At 72.1% G+C, this 16,966-nt stretch carries 14 protein-coding genes; 2 read left to right on the top strand and 12 right to left on the bottom strand.

Annotated features, from left to right (window positions below; all coding sequences use genetic code 11):
• Positions 1 to 235 precede the first annotated feature (235 nt).
• From ACIGXX_RS14385 to pdhA, 7 genes are all read right to left on the bottom strand, one after another.
• Positions 236 to 1,213: an NAD(P)H-quinone oxidoreductase gene (locus ACIGXX_RS14385; RefSeq protein WP_366461931.1), complete on the bottom strand. Its 978-nt coding sequence runs from the start codon at positions 1,211 to 1,213 to the stop codon at positions 236 to 238.
• Between the two features lie 39 nt (positions 1,214 to 1,252).
• On the bottom strand, positions 1,253 to 2,374 hold the full coding sequence (locus ACIGXX_RS14380) for a potassium channel family protein (protein WP_351168929.1): 1,122 nt from the start codon (positions 2,372 to 2,374) through the stop codon (positions 1,253 to 1,255).
• On the bottom strand, positions 2,362 to 4,215 hold the full coding sequence (locus tag ACIGXX_RS14375) for a molybdopterin-binding protein (protein ID WP_399975634.1): 1,854 nt from the start codon (positions 4,213 to 4,215) through the stop codon (positions 2,362 to 2,364). Before ACIGXX_RS14375 ends, ACIGXX_RS14380 begins: the two co-directional genes overlap by 13 nt.
• On the bottom strand, positions 4,212 to 5,171 hold the full coding sequence (locus tag ACIGXX_RS14370; RefSeq protein ID WP_399976000.1) for an NTP transferase domain-containing protein: 960 nt from the start codon (positions 5,169 to 5,171) through the stop codon (positions 4,212 to 4,214). Before ACIGXX_RS14370 ends, ACIGXX_RS14375 begins: the two co-directional genes overlap by 4 nt.
• Positions 5,172 to 5,475: 304 nt before the next feature.
• Positions 5,476 to 6,969 (bottom strand): dihydrolipoamide acetyltransferase family protein, encoded by a 1,494-nt coding sequence (locus ACIGXX_RS14365; protein ID WP_399975631.1) that lies wholly within the window; start codon positions 6,967 to 6,969, stop codon positions 5,476 to 5,478.
• Positions 6,969 to 7,997, bottom strand: a complete 1,029-nt coding sequence (locus ACIGXX_RS14360) for an alpha-ketoacid dehydrogenase subunit beta (RefSeq protein WP_351168935.1) — start codon at positions 7,995 to 7,997, stop codon at positions 6,969 to 6,971. The genes ACIGXX_RS14365 and ACIGXX_RS14360 overlap by 1 nt, the downstream gene beginning before the upstream one ends.
• Positions 7,994 to 9,166, bottom strand: coding sequence for a pyruvate dehydrogenase (acetyl-transferring) E1 component subunit alpha (gene pdhA, locus ACIGXX_RS14355; RefSeq protein ID WP_399975628.1), 1,173 nt, complete (start codon positions 9,164 to 9,166; stop codon positions 7,994 to 7,996). The genes ACIGXX_RS14360 and pdhA overlap by 4 nt, the downstream gene beginning before the upstream one ends.
• Before the next feature lie 205 nt (positions 9,167 to 9,371).
• Here pdhA and ACIGXX_RS14350 point away from each other — a divergent pair, with 205 nt between their 5' ends.
• Complete coding sequence (locus ACIGXX_RS14350) at positions 9,372 to 9,881, top strand: Lrp/AsnC family transcriptional regulator (RefSeq protein WP_351169241.1); 510 nt, start codon at positions 9,372 to 9,374, stop codon at positions 9,879 to 9,881.
• A 4-nt stretch (positions 9,882 to 9,885) separates the two neighbouring features.
• Here ACIGXX_RS14350 and ACIGXX_RS14345 read toward each other — a convergent pair whose 3' ends face one another.
• On the bottom strand, positions 9,886 to 10,479 hold the full coding sequence (locus tag ACIGXX_RS14345) for a TetR/AcrR family transcriptional regulator (RefSeq protein WP_351168939.1): 594 nt from the start codon (positions 10,477 to 10,479) through the stop codon (positions 9,886 to 9,888).
• A complete protein-coding gene (locus ACIGXX_RS14340) occupies positions 10,476 to 11,990 on the bottom strand; it encodes a 3-hydroxyacyl-CoA dehydrogenase (RefSeq protein ID WP_399975624.1) in 1,515 nt (504 codons plus the stop codon). Before ACIGXX_RS14340 ends, ACIGXX_RS14345 begins: the two co-directional genes overlap by 4 nt.
• 195 nt (positions 11,991 to 12,185) lie before the next feature.
• Here ACIGXX_RS14340 and paaN point away from each other — a divergent pair, with 195 nt between their 5' ends.
• A complete protein-coding gene (gene paaN, locus ACIGXX_RS14335; RefSeq protein ID WP_399975621.1) occupies positions 12,186 to 13,877 on the top strand; it encodes a phenylacetic acid degradation protein PaaN in 1,692 nt (563 codons plus the stop codon).
• Positions 13,878 to 13,892: 15 nt separating this feature from the next.
• Here the strand turns inward: paaN and ACIGXX_RS14330 are convergent, their stop codons facing one another.
• Genes ACIGXX_RS14330 through ACIGXX_RS14320 form a run of 3 tightly spaced genes read right to left on the bottom strand, consistent with a single transcriptional unit; the run spans position 13,893 to position 16,831 of the window.
• Positions 13,893 to 14,675: an RNA methyltransferase gene (locus ACIGXX_RS14330; protein ID WP_361466544.1), complete on the bottom strand. Its 783-nt coding sequence runs from the start codon at positions 14,673 to 14,675 to the stop codon at positions 13,893 to 13,895.
• 36 nt (positions 14,676 to 14,711) lie between these two features.
• Entirely contained in the window at positions 14,712 to 15,947 is a 1,236-nt protein-coding gene (locus ACIGXX_RS14325) for an HTTM domain-containing protein (RefSeq protein ID WP_399975618.1), read from the bottom strand.
• Positions 15,944 to 16,831 carry a DUF5819 family protein gene (locus ACIGXX_RS14320; RefSeq protein WP_399975615.1) on the bottom strand — a complete coding sequence of 296 codons (888 nt, stop codon included), beginning with the start codon at positions 16,829 to 16,831 and terminating at the stop codon, positions 15,944 to 15,946. Before ACIGXX_RS14320 ends, ACIGXX_RS14325 begins: the two co-directional genes overlap by 4 nt.
• Between the last annotated feature and the right edge of the window lie 135 nt (positions 16,832 to 16,966).

Raw genomic sequence — 16,966 nt, 5'->3', positions numbered from 1 at the left:
CGCCAAGATCAGGAAAGATCACTGAAGCTGCATCAAGCGTCACACAGTGACACAACTCCGGCATCTCGACCGTCTTGGTGACCCGGTGGCGGTGGGCCCCGCCCGAGAGCGGATGGGCCCCGCCCGAGAGCGGATGGGCCCCTCCCCAGAGCGGGTGGGCCCCTCCCCAGAGCGGGCGGGCCCCTCCCCAGAGCGGGCGGGCCCCTCCCCAGAGCGGGCGGGTCCTTCCCGGGCCCTAGCGGACGAGCAGCACCTTCCCGATGTGCGAGCTCTCCTCCAGTACGCGATGGGCGGTCGCCGCGTCGTTCATCGGCACCGTCCGGTCGACGATCGGGCGCACTTGGCCCGCGGCGATCAGCGGCCACACGTGCTCGCGCACCGCCGCGACGATCGACGCCTTCTCCTTGGCGGGACGGCCGCGCAGCGAGGTCGCGGTGACGGCGGCCCGCTTGTTCAGGAGCGTGGCGATGTTCAGCTCGCCCTTGACTCCGCCCTGCATGCCGATGATCGCGAGACGGCCGTTGGTCGCCAGGGACTGCACGTTCCGGTCCAGGTACTTGGCGCCCATGTTGTCGAGGATGACGTCCGCGCCCGCGCCGTCCGTTGCCTTCTTGATCTCCTCGACGAAGTCCTGCTCGCGGTAGTTGATGAGGATGTCCGCGCCGAGCTCCCCGCAGAAGTCGAGCTTCTCCTTGGTGCCCGCCGTGACCGCCACCCTGGCGCCGACGGCCTTCGCCAGCTGGATCGCCATGGTGCCGATGCCGCTGGAGCCGCCGTGCACGAGGAACGTCTCGCCGGGCCGCAGGTGGGAAATCATGAAGACGTTGGACCAGACCGTCGAGGTCACCTCGGGCAGCGCTGCCGCCGTGACGAGGTCGACGCCCTCGGGCACGGGCAGCAGCTGCCCGGCGGGGACGACGACCTGCTCGGCGTAGCCGCCGCCGGCGAGCAGCGCGCACACCTCGTCGCCGATCTGCCATCCGGAGACGCCCGGACCGATGTCGGTGACGCGGCCCGCGCACTCGAGCCCCGGATAGGGGGACGAGCCGGGCGGCGGGTTGTAGAAGCCCTGGCGCTGGAGCAGGTCGGCGCGGTTCACGGCGCTGGCCACGACGTCGACCAGCACCTCACCCTCGCCGGGTACGGGATCGGGGACCTCGGCCCACACGAGCGCTTCGGGTCCACCGGCTTCGGGGATCGTGATCGCATGCATGCGGGCGAGGCTACTCCCTGCGGATTCCAGGCGGTTCGACTACGTCCGCAGACCGCCACGTGGCGGAGTCGACCGGGTGTCGGGCGCCATCGGCGAGGTCGTCGTCGCCCGCACGATGGTGATCAGCCGGTCCATCAACTGCAGCTTCCCCACGGCAGGATCGTCGTACCCGAGCACTCGGTGCCCGCGTACGACGCTGACCACGAGGTCGTCCGTCTCGCGGACGCCGAGGCCCACCTCGGCCTTTATCACCGGCCGCTCGACGAGGTCGAGCCCGCTGCCCTGCTGGATCAGATCCTCCATGACCATGCCCGCGCTGGGGCTGAGCACGGAGAGGCCGAGCAGCCGTCCCGCCGCACTGGCGCTGGTGATCACCGCGTCGGCGCCGGACTGGCGCAGCAGCGGCGCGTTCTCCTCCTCGCGCACCGCGGCCACGATCTTCGCCCCGCGGTTCATCTGCCGGGCGGTCAGCGTGACCAGGACGGCGGTGTCGTCGCGCTGGGTCGCGATGATGATCTGCCGGGCGCGCTGCACCTCGGCGCGGAGCAGCACGTCGCTGCGCGTGGCATCGCCGATGACGCCCGCGTAGCCCTCCGCCGTGGCGGCGTCGACGACCTTCGCGCTCGGGTCGACCACCACGATCTGCTCGGGCTTCAGACCGGTCGCACAGACGGTCTGGATCGCGGAGCGGCCCTTCGTGCCGAAGCCGACGACGACGGTGTGTTCACGCAAGTTGGACCTCCAGCGGTTCAGACGCCATTCCTCGCGCGTACGTTCCGTGAGTACTTCAAGGGTGGTACCGACCAGAATGATCAGGAAGAGCACGCGCAGCGGCGTGATCAGGAGAATGTTGCAGAGCCGCGCGCTGTCGCTGTACGGGACGATGTCGCCGTAGCCGGTGGTGGAGAGCGTGACGGTGGAGTAGTAGGCGGCGTCGAGGAAGTCGAGGCCGTTGTCCGAGTTGTCGTGGTAGCCGTCGCGGTCGATCCAGACGATGAAGGTCGTCAGGGCGAGCACCGCGAGCGCCATCAGGAGCCGCTTGCCGACCTGCAGCAGGGGGCGCTCGACGACCCGGCGCGGCAGTTTGATCCGGTGGGTGACGAGGTGTTCGTCGGGGTTGCGGGCGATGGCGTCGTGGCCGGGAAGTTTCACGTGAAACACTCCCCGGCTGTGCCTGTGCCCGTGGCGGTGGCCGTACCTGTGCCCGTGGCTGTGGCCGTACCTGTGCCCGTGGCTGTGGCTGTGCCCGCCCCAGTGCCTGATGCCATGTCTGTTTCCGTGCCTGCTCCCGTGCCGGTTTCCATGCCTGTTGCCGTGCCTGTTGCCGTGCCGGTGTCCATGCCGGTTTCCGAGAGGGCCCACGGGAGGTCGAGGACCTCCAGCTCCTGGCCCTGACGCCCGCCACCCGGCGGGACGACCGCGAGCCCGTCGGCCACCGCGATCCCCCGCAGCATCGCCGGGCCGTTGTAGTGCAGCGGCACCGCCTGGTCGCCGCGGAGGGTGACGGGGACGAGACGGGTGTCGTGCGGGTGCCCGTGCACGTCCTCGCGCAGCACAGCGGTGTACGGCGGCATCGCGGGGCGCCCAGAGAGCGTACGCAGCAGGGGCTCGGCCAGGGTCAGCAGGCCGGAGACGGCGGCGAGCGGATTGCCGGGCAGGCCGACGAGGTGCTGGTCGGGGCGGATGCGCGCGAGCAGCATGGGGTGCCCGGGGCGCACCGCGACGCCGTCCACGAGCAGTTCGGCGCCGATGCGGCGCAGGATCGGGTGGACGTGGTCGACCGGTCCGGACGCGGTGCCGCCGGTGGTCACGACGAGGTCGGCGGCGGAGGTGGTGATGGCCTGGTGGAGCGCCTCGGCATCGTCACCGAGCCTGCGTACGGCGATGACCTCCGCGCCGAGTGAGCGCAGCCAGGGCGGCAGCATCGGCCCGAGCGCGTCACGGATGAGGCCCTCGTGGGGGAGCCCCTCGGTCAGCAACTCATCGCCCAGGATCAGCACTTCGGCCCTGGGCCGTGGGACCACCTGCAGCTCGTCGTAACCGGCTGCTGCCGCGAGGCCAAGGACCGCCGCGGTCACCAGGGCGCCGGGCGGCAGGAGTTGATCGCCGGACCGGCACTCCTGGCCGCGCGGCCGGATGTCCTGCCCCTGCGTGACGTCGCGCCGGGGGTGCAGTCGTCCCTTGTCGTCGGTGAGGCCGTGCTCGCTGCGGATGACGGCGGTGGCCTCCCGCGGAATCCGCGCCCCGGTCGCGATCCGCACGGCTTCCCCGTCGGCGAGCGGCTCCGGCTGCCCGTGCCCGGCGAGAATCCCGTCGGCCCGCACGTCCCAGGGCCCGGGGCCCGCGACGACCCAGCCGTCCATCGCGGAGGTGTCGAAGGAGGGGAGGTCGGTGAGGGCGACGAGGGGCGCGGCAAGAACGAGACCGAGCGCCTGCCCCAGGGGGACGGCGGCGGGAGCGGAGGCGGTGGGGACCGGCCGGGGGGCGCGAGCGGCGAGGTTGCGCGCGGCGGGCCAGGGGGTGATGTTGCGGTGCTTGGTGGGGGTGGGGTTGGGAGTGGGGTTGCCGGGGGCGGCTGGGGTGCGAGTGCCGGGAGCGGTCGGGGTGCCGGGAGCGGTCGGGGTTCCGGGGGCGGTCGGGGTGCCGGGGGCGGTCGGGGTGCCGGGGGCGGTCGGGGTGCCGTGGCTGCTGGGGCCGCCGCTGCCGAGGCCGCCGCCGCTGCTGCCGGGGGCAGGGTGCCCGCTCGCGGGGGTGTGACCGCTCGGCGTCGCGCCCTGCTTGCGGGGAGCCGGTGCCGCCGCAGGGGCGGGGGGTGCCGCGGGCGCGGACGGCGGCTGGGGCACGGCTTCGTGCTCCCCGCCGCCCGAGGCGGCCGCCGCGCTCCGAGGGTCGCCCCCCGCGGGCTCACCGTCGGCGCGCCTGCCGGTCCTGCGGCCATGGTCGTCGTTCACCAGGGCGAGAGCCTCGTCGAGCTCGGCGTCCGGCGCGGGCTGCCCACTCATCCGGCATCCGGCCGCATGTCGTCCCGCGCGGCCTGCCCCGGGTCGGGGGCGGCAGAGGCGTCGGGAACCACACCCTGCCCCGGGTCGGGGGCGGCAGAGGCGTCAGGGACCGCACCCGGCTTTCCGCCGGGTGCCGTTTCGGAGACGCCCTCCTCCGCCCACCGCGTGGCAAGCGCCGCCGCCTTGCGGGCCGCCTCGGCCACCGCTTCGGGCCCACCGCCCTCCGCGGCCCGCGCCGCCGCGTACCCCACCAGGAAGGTGGTCAGCGGAGCCGCAGGCCTGGCCACGCCATGTGCGGCGTCGCGGGCGAGGTCGAGCAGCAAGCCGGTGTCGACGTCGAGCTCGATGCCCAGTTCGTCCTTGACTGCGGAAATCCATTCATCCAACACGTGCCCATGCTCCCTGATACGGGCCCGAGCGGCCGCGATGTCGTCCCAGGTGTCGCAGTCGAAGGACGCTACGGGATCCGCGACCCGGGTGAGTGCGAGCCGCGCGGTGAGCGACCGCAGCGGAAGCCCCGTCAGATCGTCGTGCTCGGCGGTGAGCAGGGCGATCTCGCGCTTGAGCGACGCGCTGCGGTAGGCCGCGACCAGCGGCTGGTCCCGGCCGTCGGAGTCCTTCAGCACGGCGCCGTCCGCGCCGCTCTCCCGCAGCGCGGCGAGAAGGCCCCGGACGGTGCGCTCCTCCAGGAACGGCAGATCGGCGGAGAGCACCACCACCTGCTCCGCCCCCGTGCACCGCAGCCCCGCGTCGAGCGCGGCGAGCGGCCCCGCCCCCGCGGGTTCCTCGCGCGCCCACACCACGGGGCGCGCGGTCGGGCGGGGCGCGGCCACCACCACGGTCGTACCCGCGCCGGAACACGCGCCGAGCACCCGGTCGAGCAGCGCCCGGCCGCCCACCCGCACCCCTGGTTTGTCCGCGCCGCCGAGCCGCCTCGCGCCGCCGCCCGCGAGCACCACGGCGTCGTACGACGTGGCGCAGGGGGCGTCGGACGGGGTGGCGTGCGGGGCGTCCCGCGGCGTGGCGTGCGGGACATCGGTCGGGGCTGCGTTCGTGGAGTCGGTCGGGGCTGCGTTCGTGGAGTCGGTCGGGGCTGCGTTCGTGGCGGCGGACACGGCGCCGTCCGGGGCCCTCTGCGCGGTCATCCCCCGAGTATGGGCGTACGAAGGATCAATGCCACCCCTCTGTACGGAGCTCCCGCCCCTCTGTACGAGGACTCACATCACCGCGCCATGGCTCGACCCTCTGCCCGGAGCCTCCTCACACCGCCCGCAGCAACACCGCCGGCTGCTCCACGCAGTCCGCCACGAACCGCAGGAACCCGCCCGCCGTGCCTCCGTCGCACACCCGGTGGTCGAAGGTGAGCGAGAGCTGCACGACGTGCCGCACCGCCAACTCCCCCTGGTGCACCCACGGCTTGGGCACGATCCGGCCGACGCCGAGCATGGCCGCCTCGGGGTGATTGATGATCGGCGTGGAGCCGTCGACCCCGAACACCCCGTAGTTGTTCAACGTGAACGTGCCGCCCGTCAGTTCCGCCGGCGTCAGCTTTCCGTCCCGCGCCGACTCCGTGAGCCGGATCAGCTCGCCGTTGACCGAGTCGGTGGTCCGCGTGTTCGCGTTCCGGACCACGGGGACCACCAGACCGCGCTCGGTCTGCGCGGCGAACCCGAGGTGGACGTCGGCGAGCCGGACCACCTCGCGCGCCTCCATGTCCACCGTGGAGTTGAGCATCGGGTAGCGGGCCAGTGCGGCCACGCTGATGCGGGCGAACAGCGCGAGCAGCGAGATCTTCTGCCCCTCGCCCTCCTTCACTGCGGCGTTCATCGCGGCGCGCGCCGCGAGCAGTTCCGTCGCGTCGGCGTCCACCCAACAGGTGGCTTCCGGTATCTCCCGCCTGCTGCGGGACATCTTGTCCGCGACGAGGCCCCTGATGCCGGTCAGCGGATAGCGGACCTCCGCCCCCGCATCGCGCGGCTCCCCGCTGACCGCTCCGACCGGCGTGGGCGCGTGCGTGGCCGTGGGCGTAGGCGTAGGCGTGAGTGTGGGCGTGAGTGTGGGCTCGTGCGCGGCCGGCCGCTGCGCCGCGATGGCGCTCTCCACGTCGGCCCGCGTGATCAACCCGTCAGGACCCGTGCCCGTCAGCGCCCGCAGCTCCACGCCGTTCTCCCGCGCCAGCTTGCGCACGAGGGGTGAGATCACCGGTATCGGACCGTCCGTGTGCGGCAATGCGCCGCCCGAACCCGAGGCCCCGGACGACCCGGCGGGCTTCTGTGCCGCAGGCTGAGGCACGGCGTGCGGCACCGGCACCGGCTGTGCGGCAGGCTTCGGGGCGGGCTGCGTGACGGGCCCCGCCGAACGCACCCTCCTGCGCCGCGCGGGCGCCGCAGCCGTGCCGTACCCGACCAGCACGTTGCCGGACGACTCCTCGGCGGCTGCCGCCTGCAGGGCCCGCTCCGCCGGCTCTTCCGGAGCCGGGGCCGAGGCCGGAGCCGGGTTCCCGTCCGGGGCGCCGACGGCGACCGTCAACAGCGGTGCGCCCACCGGCAGTTCCGACCCCTCCTCACCGAAGCGGGCCGTCACCACGCCTCCGTACGGGCAGGGCACCTCCACCAGCGCCTTGGCCGTCTCCACCTCGACGACGAGCTGGTCGACGGCGACGACATCGCCGACCTCCACGAGCCAGCGGGTGATCCCCGCCTCCGTGAGCCCCTCGCCGAGATCGGGCAGCTTGAACTCGAGCACCTGCGCCATCAGCTGTCCGCCTCCCACTGCAACCGCGCGACCGCGTCCAGGATCCGGTCCACTCCCGGCAGATGATGCCGCTCGAGCATCGGCGGCGGATAGGGAATGTCGAATCCGGCGACGCGCAGGACCGGCGCCTCCAGGTGATGGAAGCACCGCTCGGTGACGCGAGCGGCGATCTCCCCACCGGGGCCGCCGAACCCGCCCGACTCGTGCACGACGACCGCGCGCCCGGTCCGCCGCACGGAAGCGGCCACCGTCTCGTCGTCGAAGGGCACCAGGGAGCGCAGATCGACCACTTCGAGGTCCCAGCCCTCGGCGACCGCCGCCTCAGCGGCCTCCATGCAGACGGGCAGGGACGGGCCGTACGTGAGGAGCGTGGCGCTGCGGCCGGTGCGCCGCACCACCGCCTTGCCTATGGGTTCAACGGCCTGCGGCGCGTCCGGGTTCCAGTCGGCCTTGGACCAGTAGAGGCGCTTGGGCTCCAGGAAGACGACCGGGTCGTCGGATGCGATGGAGGCCCGCAGCAGGCCGTAGGCGTCGGCGACCGTGGCGGGTGTGACGACATGGAGCCCCGGAGTCGCCATGTAGTAGGCCTCGGAGGAGTCGCTGTGGTGCTCGACGCCGCCGATGCCGCCGCCGTAGGGCACGCGTACCGTGATGGGCATCGGCATCGCGCCCCGCGTGCGGTTGCGCATCCGCGCCACGTGGGAGATCAGCTGCTCGAAGGCGGGGTAGGCGAAGGCGTCGAACTGCATCTCGACGACCGGCCGCAGCCCGTACATCGCCATGCCGACGGCCGTCCCCAGGATGCCCGCCTCGGCGAGCGGTGTGTCCGTACAGCGGTCCTCGCCGAACTCCTTGGTGAGTCCGTCGGTGACGCGGAAGACTCCGCCGAGCGCCCCGACGTCCTCTCCTAGGACGTGCACGGACGGGTCCTCGGCCAGGGAGTCGCGCAGCGCGCGCCCGAGCGCCTGCGCCATGGTGGCCGGTTTGGCTGTCTTCGTGGTGGCCCGTTCGGCCGCGACCGTACTCATCGCGCGTTCTCCTCGCCGTCCGCGCCGACCGGGCCGGCCGTGCCGTCTTCTTCCGCTGCCTCGAGCTCGGCCCGCAACTGTGCGGCCTGCTCGCGCAGTTGGGTGGTCTGCTCGGCGTACACATGGCTGAACAGGTCCATGGGGTTCAGCTCGGGGTCCTGGTTCATGCGTGCGCGCAGGTCGGCCGCCATGGCCTCGGCGTCGTCCCGGGCCGACTGCCTGCGGTCCTCGTCGAGGAGGCCGCGCTCGGTCAACTCCCGCTCCAGGAGCAGGATCGGGTCGTGCTCGCGCCAGGCCTCGACCTCGGCGTCCCCGCGGTAGCGCGTGGCGTCATCGGCGTTCGTATGGGCTTCCATGCGGTACGTCACCGCTTCGACGAGCGTGGGGCCGCCGCCCGCGCGTGCGCGGGACACCGCGTCGCTGAGCACCTCGTGCATCGCCGCCGCGTCGTTCCCGTCCACCAGGCGTCCCGGCATTCCGTACCCGACGGCCTTGTGGGCCAGGGAGGGGGCGGCCGTCTGCTTGTCGAGGGGCACGGAGATCGCGAAGCCGTTGTTCTGCACCAGGAAGACGACGGGTGCCTGCCAGACGGCCGCGAAGTTCAGCGCCTCGTGGAAGTCGCCCTCGCTGGTGCCGCCGTCGCCGACCATGGCGAGCGCGACCACGTCGTCGCCCTTCAGGCGGGCGGCGTGCGCGAGGCCCACGGCGTGCGGGAGCTGGGTCGCCAGGGGGGTGCACAGGGGCGCTATGCGGTGCTCGCGCGGGTCGTACCCGGTGTGCCAGTCGCCGCGCAGCAGGGTCAGTGCCTGGACAGGGTCGAGGCCGCGGGCGACCGCGGCGAGCGTGTCGCGGTAGCTGGGGAAGAGCCAGTCGCGCTCCTCCAGGACCAGCGCGGCGGCCACCTCGCACGCCTCCTGGCCGGTGCTCGACGGGTAGACGGCGAGCCTGCCCTGCTTCGTCAGGGCCGTCGCCTGCGTGTTGTACCGCCGTCCGCGCACCAGCTGGGCGTACAGGCGGCCCAGGAGGTCCTCGTCGGCCTTGCCGGCGGCCTCCGTGCCCAGGACGCGGTACGGCTCCGCGTCGGGCAGCAGCGGCGCGGGGTCGGTCCTGAGCTGCCATGCGGGTGGCGGGGTGGGCCGGTAGACGCCCCGCTGCTCCATGACCGTCATGTCGGCACCTCCATGTGGAAGCGGTCTCCTCGTGGGAGCGGCAAAAGAGGCGCGGCAATGTGAGGCGCCTCACCTACCGATTGTTCGGTCGTCGGCACATTTTGGCTACAGGCACCTCCAGGCTGTGGACAAACGGTTCTCCACAGCCTGGGATGGATGCAGTACGTCCATGGTAGGGAGGCGGGGGGACATGGCATCTGAACGAATGGCCGACGGGCGTGACGGTGATCGTCCGGAAAGCCGGTCCGGCGACCGCCAGGAGGGCCTGCCCCGCCCGCTGGACCCGATCGACCGCGACATCCTGCACATCCTGCACACGGACGGTCGCGCGTCGATACGTTCCGTGGCCGAGCGCGTCCATGTGTCACGGGCCAACGCGTACGCACGCATCAACCGGCTCATCGACGACGGCGTGATACGCGGCTTCGGCGCCCGCATCAACCACGAACGGGCAGGTCAGGGCGCATCCGCGTACATCACGCTGAAGATCGTCCAGAACACCTGGCGCACGGTCCGCGAGCATCTGCGCACGCTGCCTGGCGCCTCTCACATCGCGCTGGTCAGCGGCGACTTCGACGTACTGCTCCTGGTGCACACGCCGGACAACCGCGCCCTGCGGGAGCTGGTCCTCACCCGCCTTCAGTCCATCCCCGAAGTGCTCAGCACGCGTACGTTGCTGGTCTTCGAGGAGGACGACCTGGATCCGGAGAGCTGACCCGTCAGCCGGTGCTGCGCAGCCCCGCGAAGGCCATCTGGACGACGGCGTCGGCGACCTGCTGCCCCGAGGAGGCGCCACGGGCGTCCGGGCGGTACCACTCCGCGATGGAGTTGATCATCCCGAAGAGCAGCCGGGTCGCCAGGCGCAGCTCGACGTCCGAGCGCAGGTCGCCGTCGGCGACGGCCTCCTTGAGCAGATCGGCGACCTGCTGGTCGAACTCCCTGCGCCGCTCCATGGCCCACCGCTCGGTGTCGGTGTTGCCGCGCACCCGCAGCAGCAGCGTCACATAGGGCAGTTCGGCGATCAGCACCTCGACGGTGCGGCGCGTGACGTGCTCCAGGCGCTGCACGGCGGTGCCCACGCGCGCGTGCTCCTCGGCGAGAATCCCGAAGAGCCCGTCGAGCGCACGGCTCACCGCGCGGCGCAGCAGCTCCTCCTTGCCCGAGACGTGGTGGTAGATCGAGGACTTGGAGATGCCGGCCGCCTTGGAGAGGTGCTCCATGGACGTGCCGTCGTACCCGCGCTCGTTGAAGATCCGGACCGCCACCGTCAGGAGGGTCTCCGGGGTGTACGTGTCGCGCCTGGTGGTGTTCATGAGTGGTCCTCTCGCGCTGCCGCGCGGCGCAGCGCCTGGGAGGGCGCGTAGCGGCCGGTGGGGTACTCCAGGTGCAGGCGCTCCAGGGTGTCGAGGACCCACCACGCGCCGAGCTCCTGGCCCCACGCGAGCGGTCCGCGCGGGTAGTTGACGCCCAGGCGCATCGCCGTGTCGATGTCGTCCTTGTCGGCGACACCGCGCGCGACGGCGTCCTGGGCGAAGTCGACGAGCATGGCGACCGTACGGGCCACGATCATCCCCGGGACGTCGGCGACGACACTGACCTGCTTGCCCAGCGCCTGGAAGAGGCCCACGGCCTCGTGGAGCTGGTCCTCGCCCACCCGCGCGGCGGGCGCCAGGGCGATCCTGGTCGCGGACCCGTAGTCCAGCGCGAGATCGAAGTGGATCACTGGCGCCTCGGCGTCGTCCGCGGGGGAACCGTCGGCCAGGAAGAGCCGCACCCCGCTGGGGAGTTCGATCCAGCCGGGAAAGTCGGGGTCGAGAGGGTCCTCGTGGGCGACGTCGATCCCGGCGGCGCCGATCAGCTCGACCAGGGCCTGCGCCTGGAACAGCTCCCCGTGCACCGCGACGGACGCCGGAGCCGGTGCGGGCGCCGCCGTGTGCGGCTCCGCGCGCGGGGCGTCGTCCCCATAGGCGTACCAGCCCTGGCCCGACTTGCGGCCCAGGCGGCGCGATTCGACGAGGCGGCGCTGGGCGAGCGACGGCGTGAACTTGGGGTCCTGGAAGAAGGACTCCCACACGGAGCGGGTGACGGCTTCGTTGACGTCCTGCCCGATGAGGTCGGTGAGCTCGAAGGGGCCCATCTTGAAGCCGCCGCATTCGCGCAGGACGGCGTCGATGGTGGCCGGGTCGGCGGCCCGTTCCTCGTGGAGGCGCAGCGCCTCGGCGTAGAAGGGGCGGGCGATCCGGTTGACGATGAAGCCGGGGGTGTCCGCGCTGCGCACCGGCGTCTTGCCCCAGGTGTGCGCCGTCTCGTACGCGCGCGTGGCGGCCGTTTCGTCGGTCGCGAAGCCGCTGACGACCTCGACGAGGGGCAGGAGCGGCGCGGGGTTGAAGAAGTGCAGGCCGACGAAGCGGCCGGGCTTCTTGAGCGTGCCCGCGATGGCGGTGACGGAGAGGGAGGACGTGTTGGTGGCGAGGAGACAGTCCGCGGCGACGATCTCTTCCAGCTCTTCGAAGAGGCGCTGCTTGACGGGCAGTTGCTCCAGGATCGCCTCGATGACGAGTCCGCACCCGGCGAGCCCGGCAAGGCTCTCGACCGGTGCGAGCCGGTCTCCCGCGGCGGACCGGTCGTCGGTCGTGAGCCTGCCCTTCTCGACGAGCCGGTCCAGGCGCGCGCCGATCGCGGCTGCCGCGGTCTTCGCCTGGCCCTCCACGGCGTCGTACAGCCGCACGGGGTGGCCCGCCAGCAGGGCGACCTGGGCGATGCCCTGCCCCATGGTGCCGGTGCCGACCACGGCAACGGGGCTGCTGAGCTCGAGTGCTGTCATGCTCGCGATCCTCCCGCACGAGGTGTCCGCCGGAGGGTGCGGGGTGCCCGGCGAGAAGTTGTCCACAGGTTCGGCGGACCCCCTTGTCCCGACCGATCGTTCGGTTACTCTAGCTCTGTCCGTCTGTTCCTGCCCACCGCCCTGCCCAGCTCGCCGGCTCGACGAAGAGCCGGCTCGACGAGGAGTTGGTCCGATATGGCCGCCGAACTCACCGCGCACCAGCTGATCGAAACGCACCGGCCCACACTCGACCAGGCGCTGGAGACGATCCGCACGCGCGCGTACTGGTCGCCGCACCCCGAGCACCCCAAGGCCTACGGAGAGAACGGCAGCCTGAGCCTGCCCGAGGGCAAAGCCGCCTTCGACGCCCTCCTGGGCAGCCGCTTCGACCTCGACCAGCCGGGCACGGACGACTGGACCGGCGCGGAAGTCTCTCCGTACGGGCCTGAGTTGGGCATCACGTACCCCCACCCGGACATCGACACGCTGCTGCCCGCCATGCGCGCCGGAATGCGCGCCTGGCGCGAGGCGGGCGCGGAAGCGCGCGCGATGGTCTGTCTGGAGATCCTGTCGCGCATCAGCGCGCGCACGCACGAGCTGGCGCACGCGGTGATGCACACCAGCGGCCAGGCCTTCATGATGGCCTTCCAGGCGGGCGGACCGCACGCCCAGGACCGCGGCCTCGAAGCGGTGGCGTATGCGTACGTCGAGCAGGCGCGCACCCCTGACGCCGCCGAGTGGTCCAAGCCCCAGGGCAAGCGCGACCCGATCGCCCTGGACAAGCGCTTCACGCCCGTCGGCCGCGGCATCGCGCTCCTGATCGGCTGCAACACGTTCCCGACGTGGAACGGCTATCCGGGCCTGTTCGCCTCCCTGGCCACCGGCAACCCGGTCCTGGTCAAGCCCCACCCGCGCGCGGTGCTGCCGCTCGCGCTGACGGTGCGCATCGCGCGCGAGGTCCTCGCCGACGCGGGCTTCGACCCGAACCTGGTGTGCCTGGCCGCCGAGCGACCGGACGAGGGCATCGCCAAGACCCTCGCCGTCCGCCCCGAAATCAAGATCATCGACTACACGGGGTCGACGGCCTTCGGTGACTGGCTGGAGGCCAACGCCCGCCAGGCGCAGGTCTACACGGAGAAGGCCGGCGTGAACACGGTCGTCGTGGACTCGACGGACAACTACAAGGGAATGCTGTCCAACCTGGCCTTCTCCCTGTCGCTGTACAGCGGCCAGATGTGCACGACCCCGCAGAACCTCCTGATCCCCCGGGACGGCATCGCGACGGACGCCGGAGCGAAGTCGTTCGACGACGTGGTGTCCGACCTGGCCGCCTCGGTGAACGGCCTGCTCGGCGACGACGCCCGGGCGAACGGCATCCTGGGCGCGCTGGTCAACCCGGACGTGCAGTCCCGCCTGGAGGCCGCTGCCGGACTCGGCGAGGTGGCCCTGCCCTCACGGGAGATCAGCAACCCGGAGTTCCCCGGCGCCGTGGTCCGCACCCCGGTCATCGTCAAGCTGGACGGCGCGAAGCCGGACGCCGAGGCGGTCTATCTGAACGAGTGCTTCGGCCCCGTCTCCTTCGCCGTCGCGGTCGACTCCTCCGCGGACGCCGTGGAGCTGCTGCGCCGCACGGTGCGCGACAAGGGCGCGATGACGGTCGGCGCGTACACCACGTCGGACGAGGTGTCCGCGGCCGTGGAGGAGACCTGCCTGGAGGAATGCGCCCAGCTCTCCTTGAACCTCACGGGCGGCGTCTATGTGAACCAGACGGCGGCGTTCTCGGACTTCCACGGCTCGGGCGGCAACCCCGCTGCGAACGCCGCCCTGTGCGACGGCGCTTTCGTGGCCAACCGCTTCCGCGTGGTGGAGGTGCGCAGGGACGCCTGACATCCGGCGGCGGGTTCAGGCCTCCGAGCCCGGGGGCCTGCCCGCCGACCAGTGGAAGAGCGTCATCCCGACGCTGGTGGCCAGGTTGTAGCTGGAGACCTGGGGCCGCATCGGCAGGGACACCAAGTGGTCGGCGCGCTCGCGCAACCGCGCGGACAGACCGCTGCGCTCGGACCCGAACGCGAGCACGGCGTCGTCCGGCAGCTTGAGGCCGCGGATGTCCTCGCCCTCCGCGTCGAGCGCGAACACCGGCCCCGGCGGCAGCTCGGAGACGTCCATCCGCTCGACGGCCGTGGCGAAGTGCAGACCCGCGCCACCGCGTACGACCGTGGGGTGCCAGGGGTCGAGCGTGCCGGTCGTGACGACCCCGGTCGCCCCGAACCCCGCGGCGAGCCGGATCACGGCCCCGGCGTTGCCCAGATTGCGGGGGTCGTCGAGGACGACGACCGGCGCGGTCCTGGGCCTGTGGGCCAGCGCGTCGAGGTTGGCCGCACGAGAAGGACGGACCGCGAGAGCGGCCACCCCCGTGGGATGCAGACGCGGCACAAGGGCGCGCAGGATGCCGTCCGGGACCTGGACGAGGAGCGCGTCGAGGGCGTCCTTCACGTCCGGTGCGAGCTCGTCGGCCAGGGCCAGCACGGCGGCCCTGTCGACGGCCAGCGCCGAGGGAATCGTCGCTCCGAAGCGCAGCGCGTGCTTGACGGCGTGGAAGCCGTCGAGCAGCACGGACGTGTCGGCGACCTCGCGCCAGGCACGCAGGGCATCGTCCGGATCACGTCGGCGGTGCGTCCCGTTCATCCCGCGTACGTCCTGCTCATCCCTGGTACGTCCCGTTCATGAGGGGAAGCCTACGCGCGCGTGCTCGGTGGATTCCGAGGCCGGTTCCTGGTCCGCTCCGCGCTGCCCCGGCACCGCACCGCCGCGCGAGAACCGCGAGTACAGCGCTCCACGCGCGCGTGCCGCCCAGCCTCCGACGCGCCGCAGGAACGACGTCGGCAGGAACACCGCGTCGGCCGCGATCATCGCGAGCGAGAAGAACGGCAGGCCGAGGACGACCGCGATGACGGCGTGCTCGAAGATCATGGCGGCCAGCAGGACGTTCTTGACCCGCCGGTTGAAGAGCGTGAAGGGGAAGGCCACCTGCACGGCGACCGTCCCGTACGTCACCAGCATCACCATGAGGCCGTGCGAGGTGAGCAGGTCGGAGAGCACGGGCCAGGGGGAGAAGTAGTCGAGCTGGAGCGGGTAGTAGACGGCCGTGCCGTCCTGCCAGCGGCTGCCCTGGATCTTGTACCAGCCCGCCGTCGCGTAGATCAGACACGCCTCGACCATGATGACCAGCAGTGCGGCGTTGTGCGCGAGTTTCACGACGACGTCGAGCAGCTTGAGCGCCTCACCGTCGGGCGCGCGCCGTCCGACGGCCCACCACAGGCCGTGCGTCAGCCACAGCCCCCAGAAGACCAGCAGCCAGCCGCCGCTGAGCTCCCCCATGAACGTCACCACGGACAGGCCGAGACCGAGGACCCACCACAGCACGGGCCCGACCCGGTCGGCGGGCTGAGCCATCTGCCCTGGGCCGACCGTCGCCGCACGCGCGCGTGCCGCACGCCGGGCGTCGAGCGACCAGACCTGGCCGCAGCGCGTGAACACCAGGTAGGTGGCCATGAGGTGGATGACGTTGTCGCCGCCGTCGCCCATGAAGATGGACCGGTTCTGCAGCGAGAGCACGCCGATCATGAAGAGCACGGACATCGTGCGGGTGCGCCAGCCGAGCATCAGCAGCACGCTGCTCAGGACGGCGAGCGCGTAGAAGGCCTCGAACCAGATGCGCCCGTCGGACCACATCAGGGCCGTGAAGGCGTCGTTCTCCGCGATGAGCTGCTGGGCCATGTCCCAGTTCCACGGGCTGTCGGGCCCGTACAGCTCATGGCGGTTGGGGAGTTCGCGCAGCAGGAAGAGCAGCCAGGTGGCGGCGAACCCGATGCGGACCACGGCGGTCTGATGGGGGCCGAGAGCGGATGCGGTGATCCGTTCGATGCCGCGCCCGAGCGCGGGGCCGAAGCGGTTCATCGGGCGTCCCCCTCGGACTTCCGAGCCTTGCCCAGGGGCAGGTCGTCGGGCGTCACCGACCACCAGGGCAGTTGGCGGAGCACCGGTTTGGTGCTGACCTTCTCGTCGCTCCACTCGGGGGCGGGCACGTTCGTGGTCCTGGAGCGGACCTGGACGCGCTCGATGGTGGCGCCTGCGCCCATGGCTTCCTCGCGCTCGACGCGCATCACGACGATGCGGCGGATGTAGCGCTCCGAGAGCTGTCCGCGCAGGCCGCGGGGACGATTCTGCGCGTCGTGCGCGGAGACGTAGAAGTCCCAGGCCCTGCGCAGTTCGTTCTGCTGCGTGTGGCTGGGCAGCAGATTGCCGTCGATGGCGGCGCCGTCGCGCGCGGAGAGGTCGTACCAGCCGGTGGTCCGGGTCGTTCCGTCGTCCCCACGGATCTCGGCGCGTGCCTGCACCGCGATGTTCTGCTGCATCGGGTTGGGCGCGAAGAGCTTCCAGTTCTGCTCGAACTCGGGATAGATCCAGTCGTCGACGGCCTGACCGTGCTGCTTGGTCATGGTGTTCGCGGGGGCGACGTGCAGGAAGAGCATCCCGACGTGGACGCAGGCCGTGACGGCGATGAGCGCCAGCGCGAGCGCGGCCACGACCTGACAGCGCGGCGAGAGGGCGGCGATGCCGGCGCGGGGCGGGGACGCGGACGCGGTGCCGGGGGGCGGCGGGGCGGCGGGGGGCGGAAGGGCGGTGGGAGACGGCGGGGCGGCGCGGGGCGGCGCGGCGGAGGCAACGGCGTCGGCGTCCGCGGGTGGGGGCGCGGCGGCGGCGTTGTGGAGTGGGGGCGCGGGGACGGCGTTGAGGGGTGGGGACGGCGACTCGTTCGCGTTGTTGTCGTTCGCGTCCATTCCGCCCCGATTCCCGATCCCGCACGGGGGTGCGCCCATAGGCCCCGCCCGTCACACGGCTCTCTACCGCTCTCTACCGCCCGCTTCGCACCGGAACGGTACTCATGCCTGCGCGCCAGGCACAGCGTCCGTGAA

The sequence above is a fragment of the Streptomyces sp. NPDC055243 genome, assembly GCF_044544025.1.
Classification (GTDB): domain Bacteria; phylum Actinomycetota; class Actinomycetes; order Streptomycetales; family Streptomycetaceae; genus Streptomyces.
The sequence above is the reverse complement of the archived record's forward strand: the minus strand, read 5'-3'. Positions and strand labels throughout refer to the sequence as shown.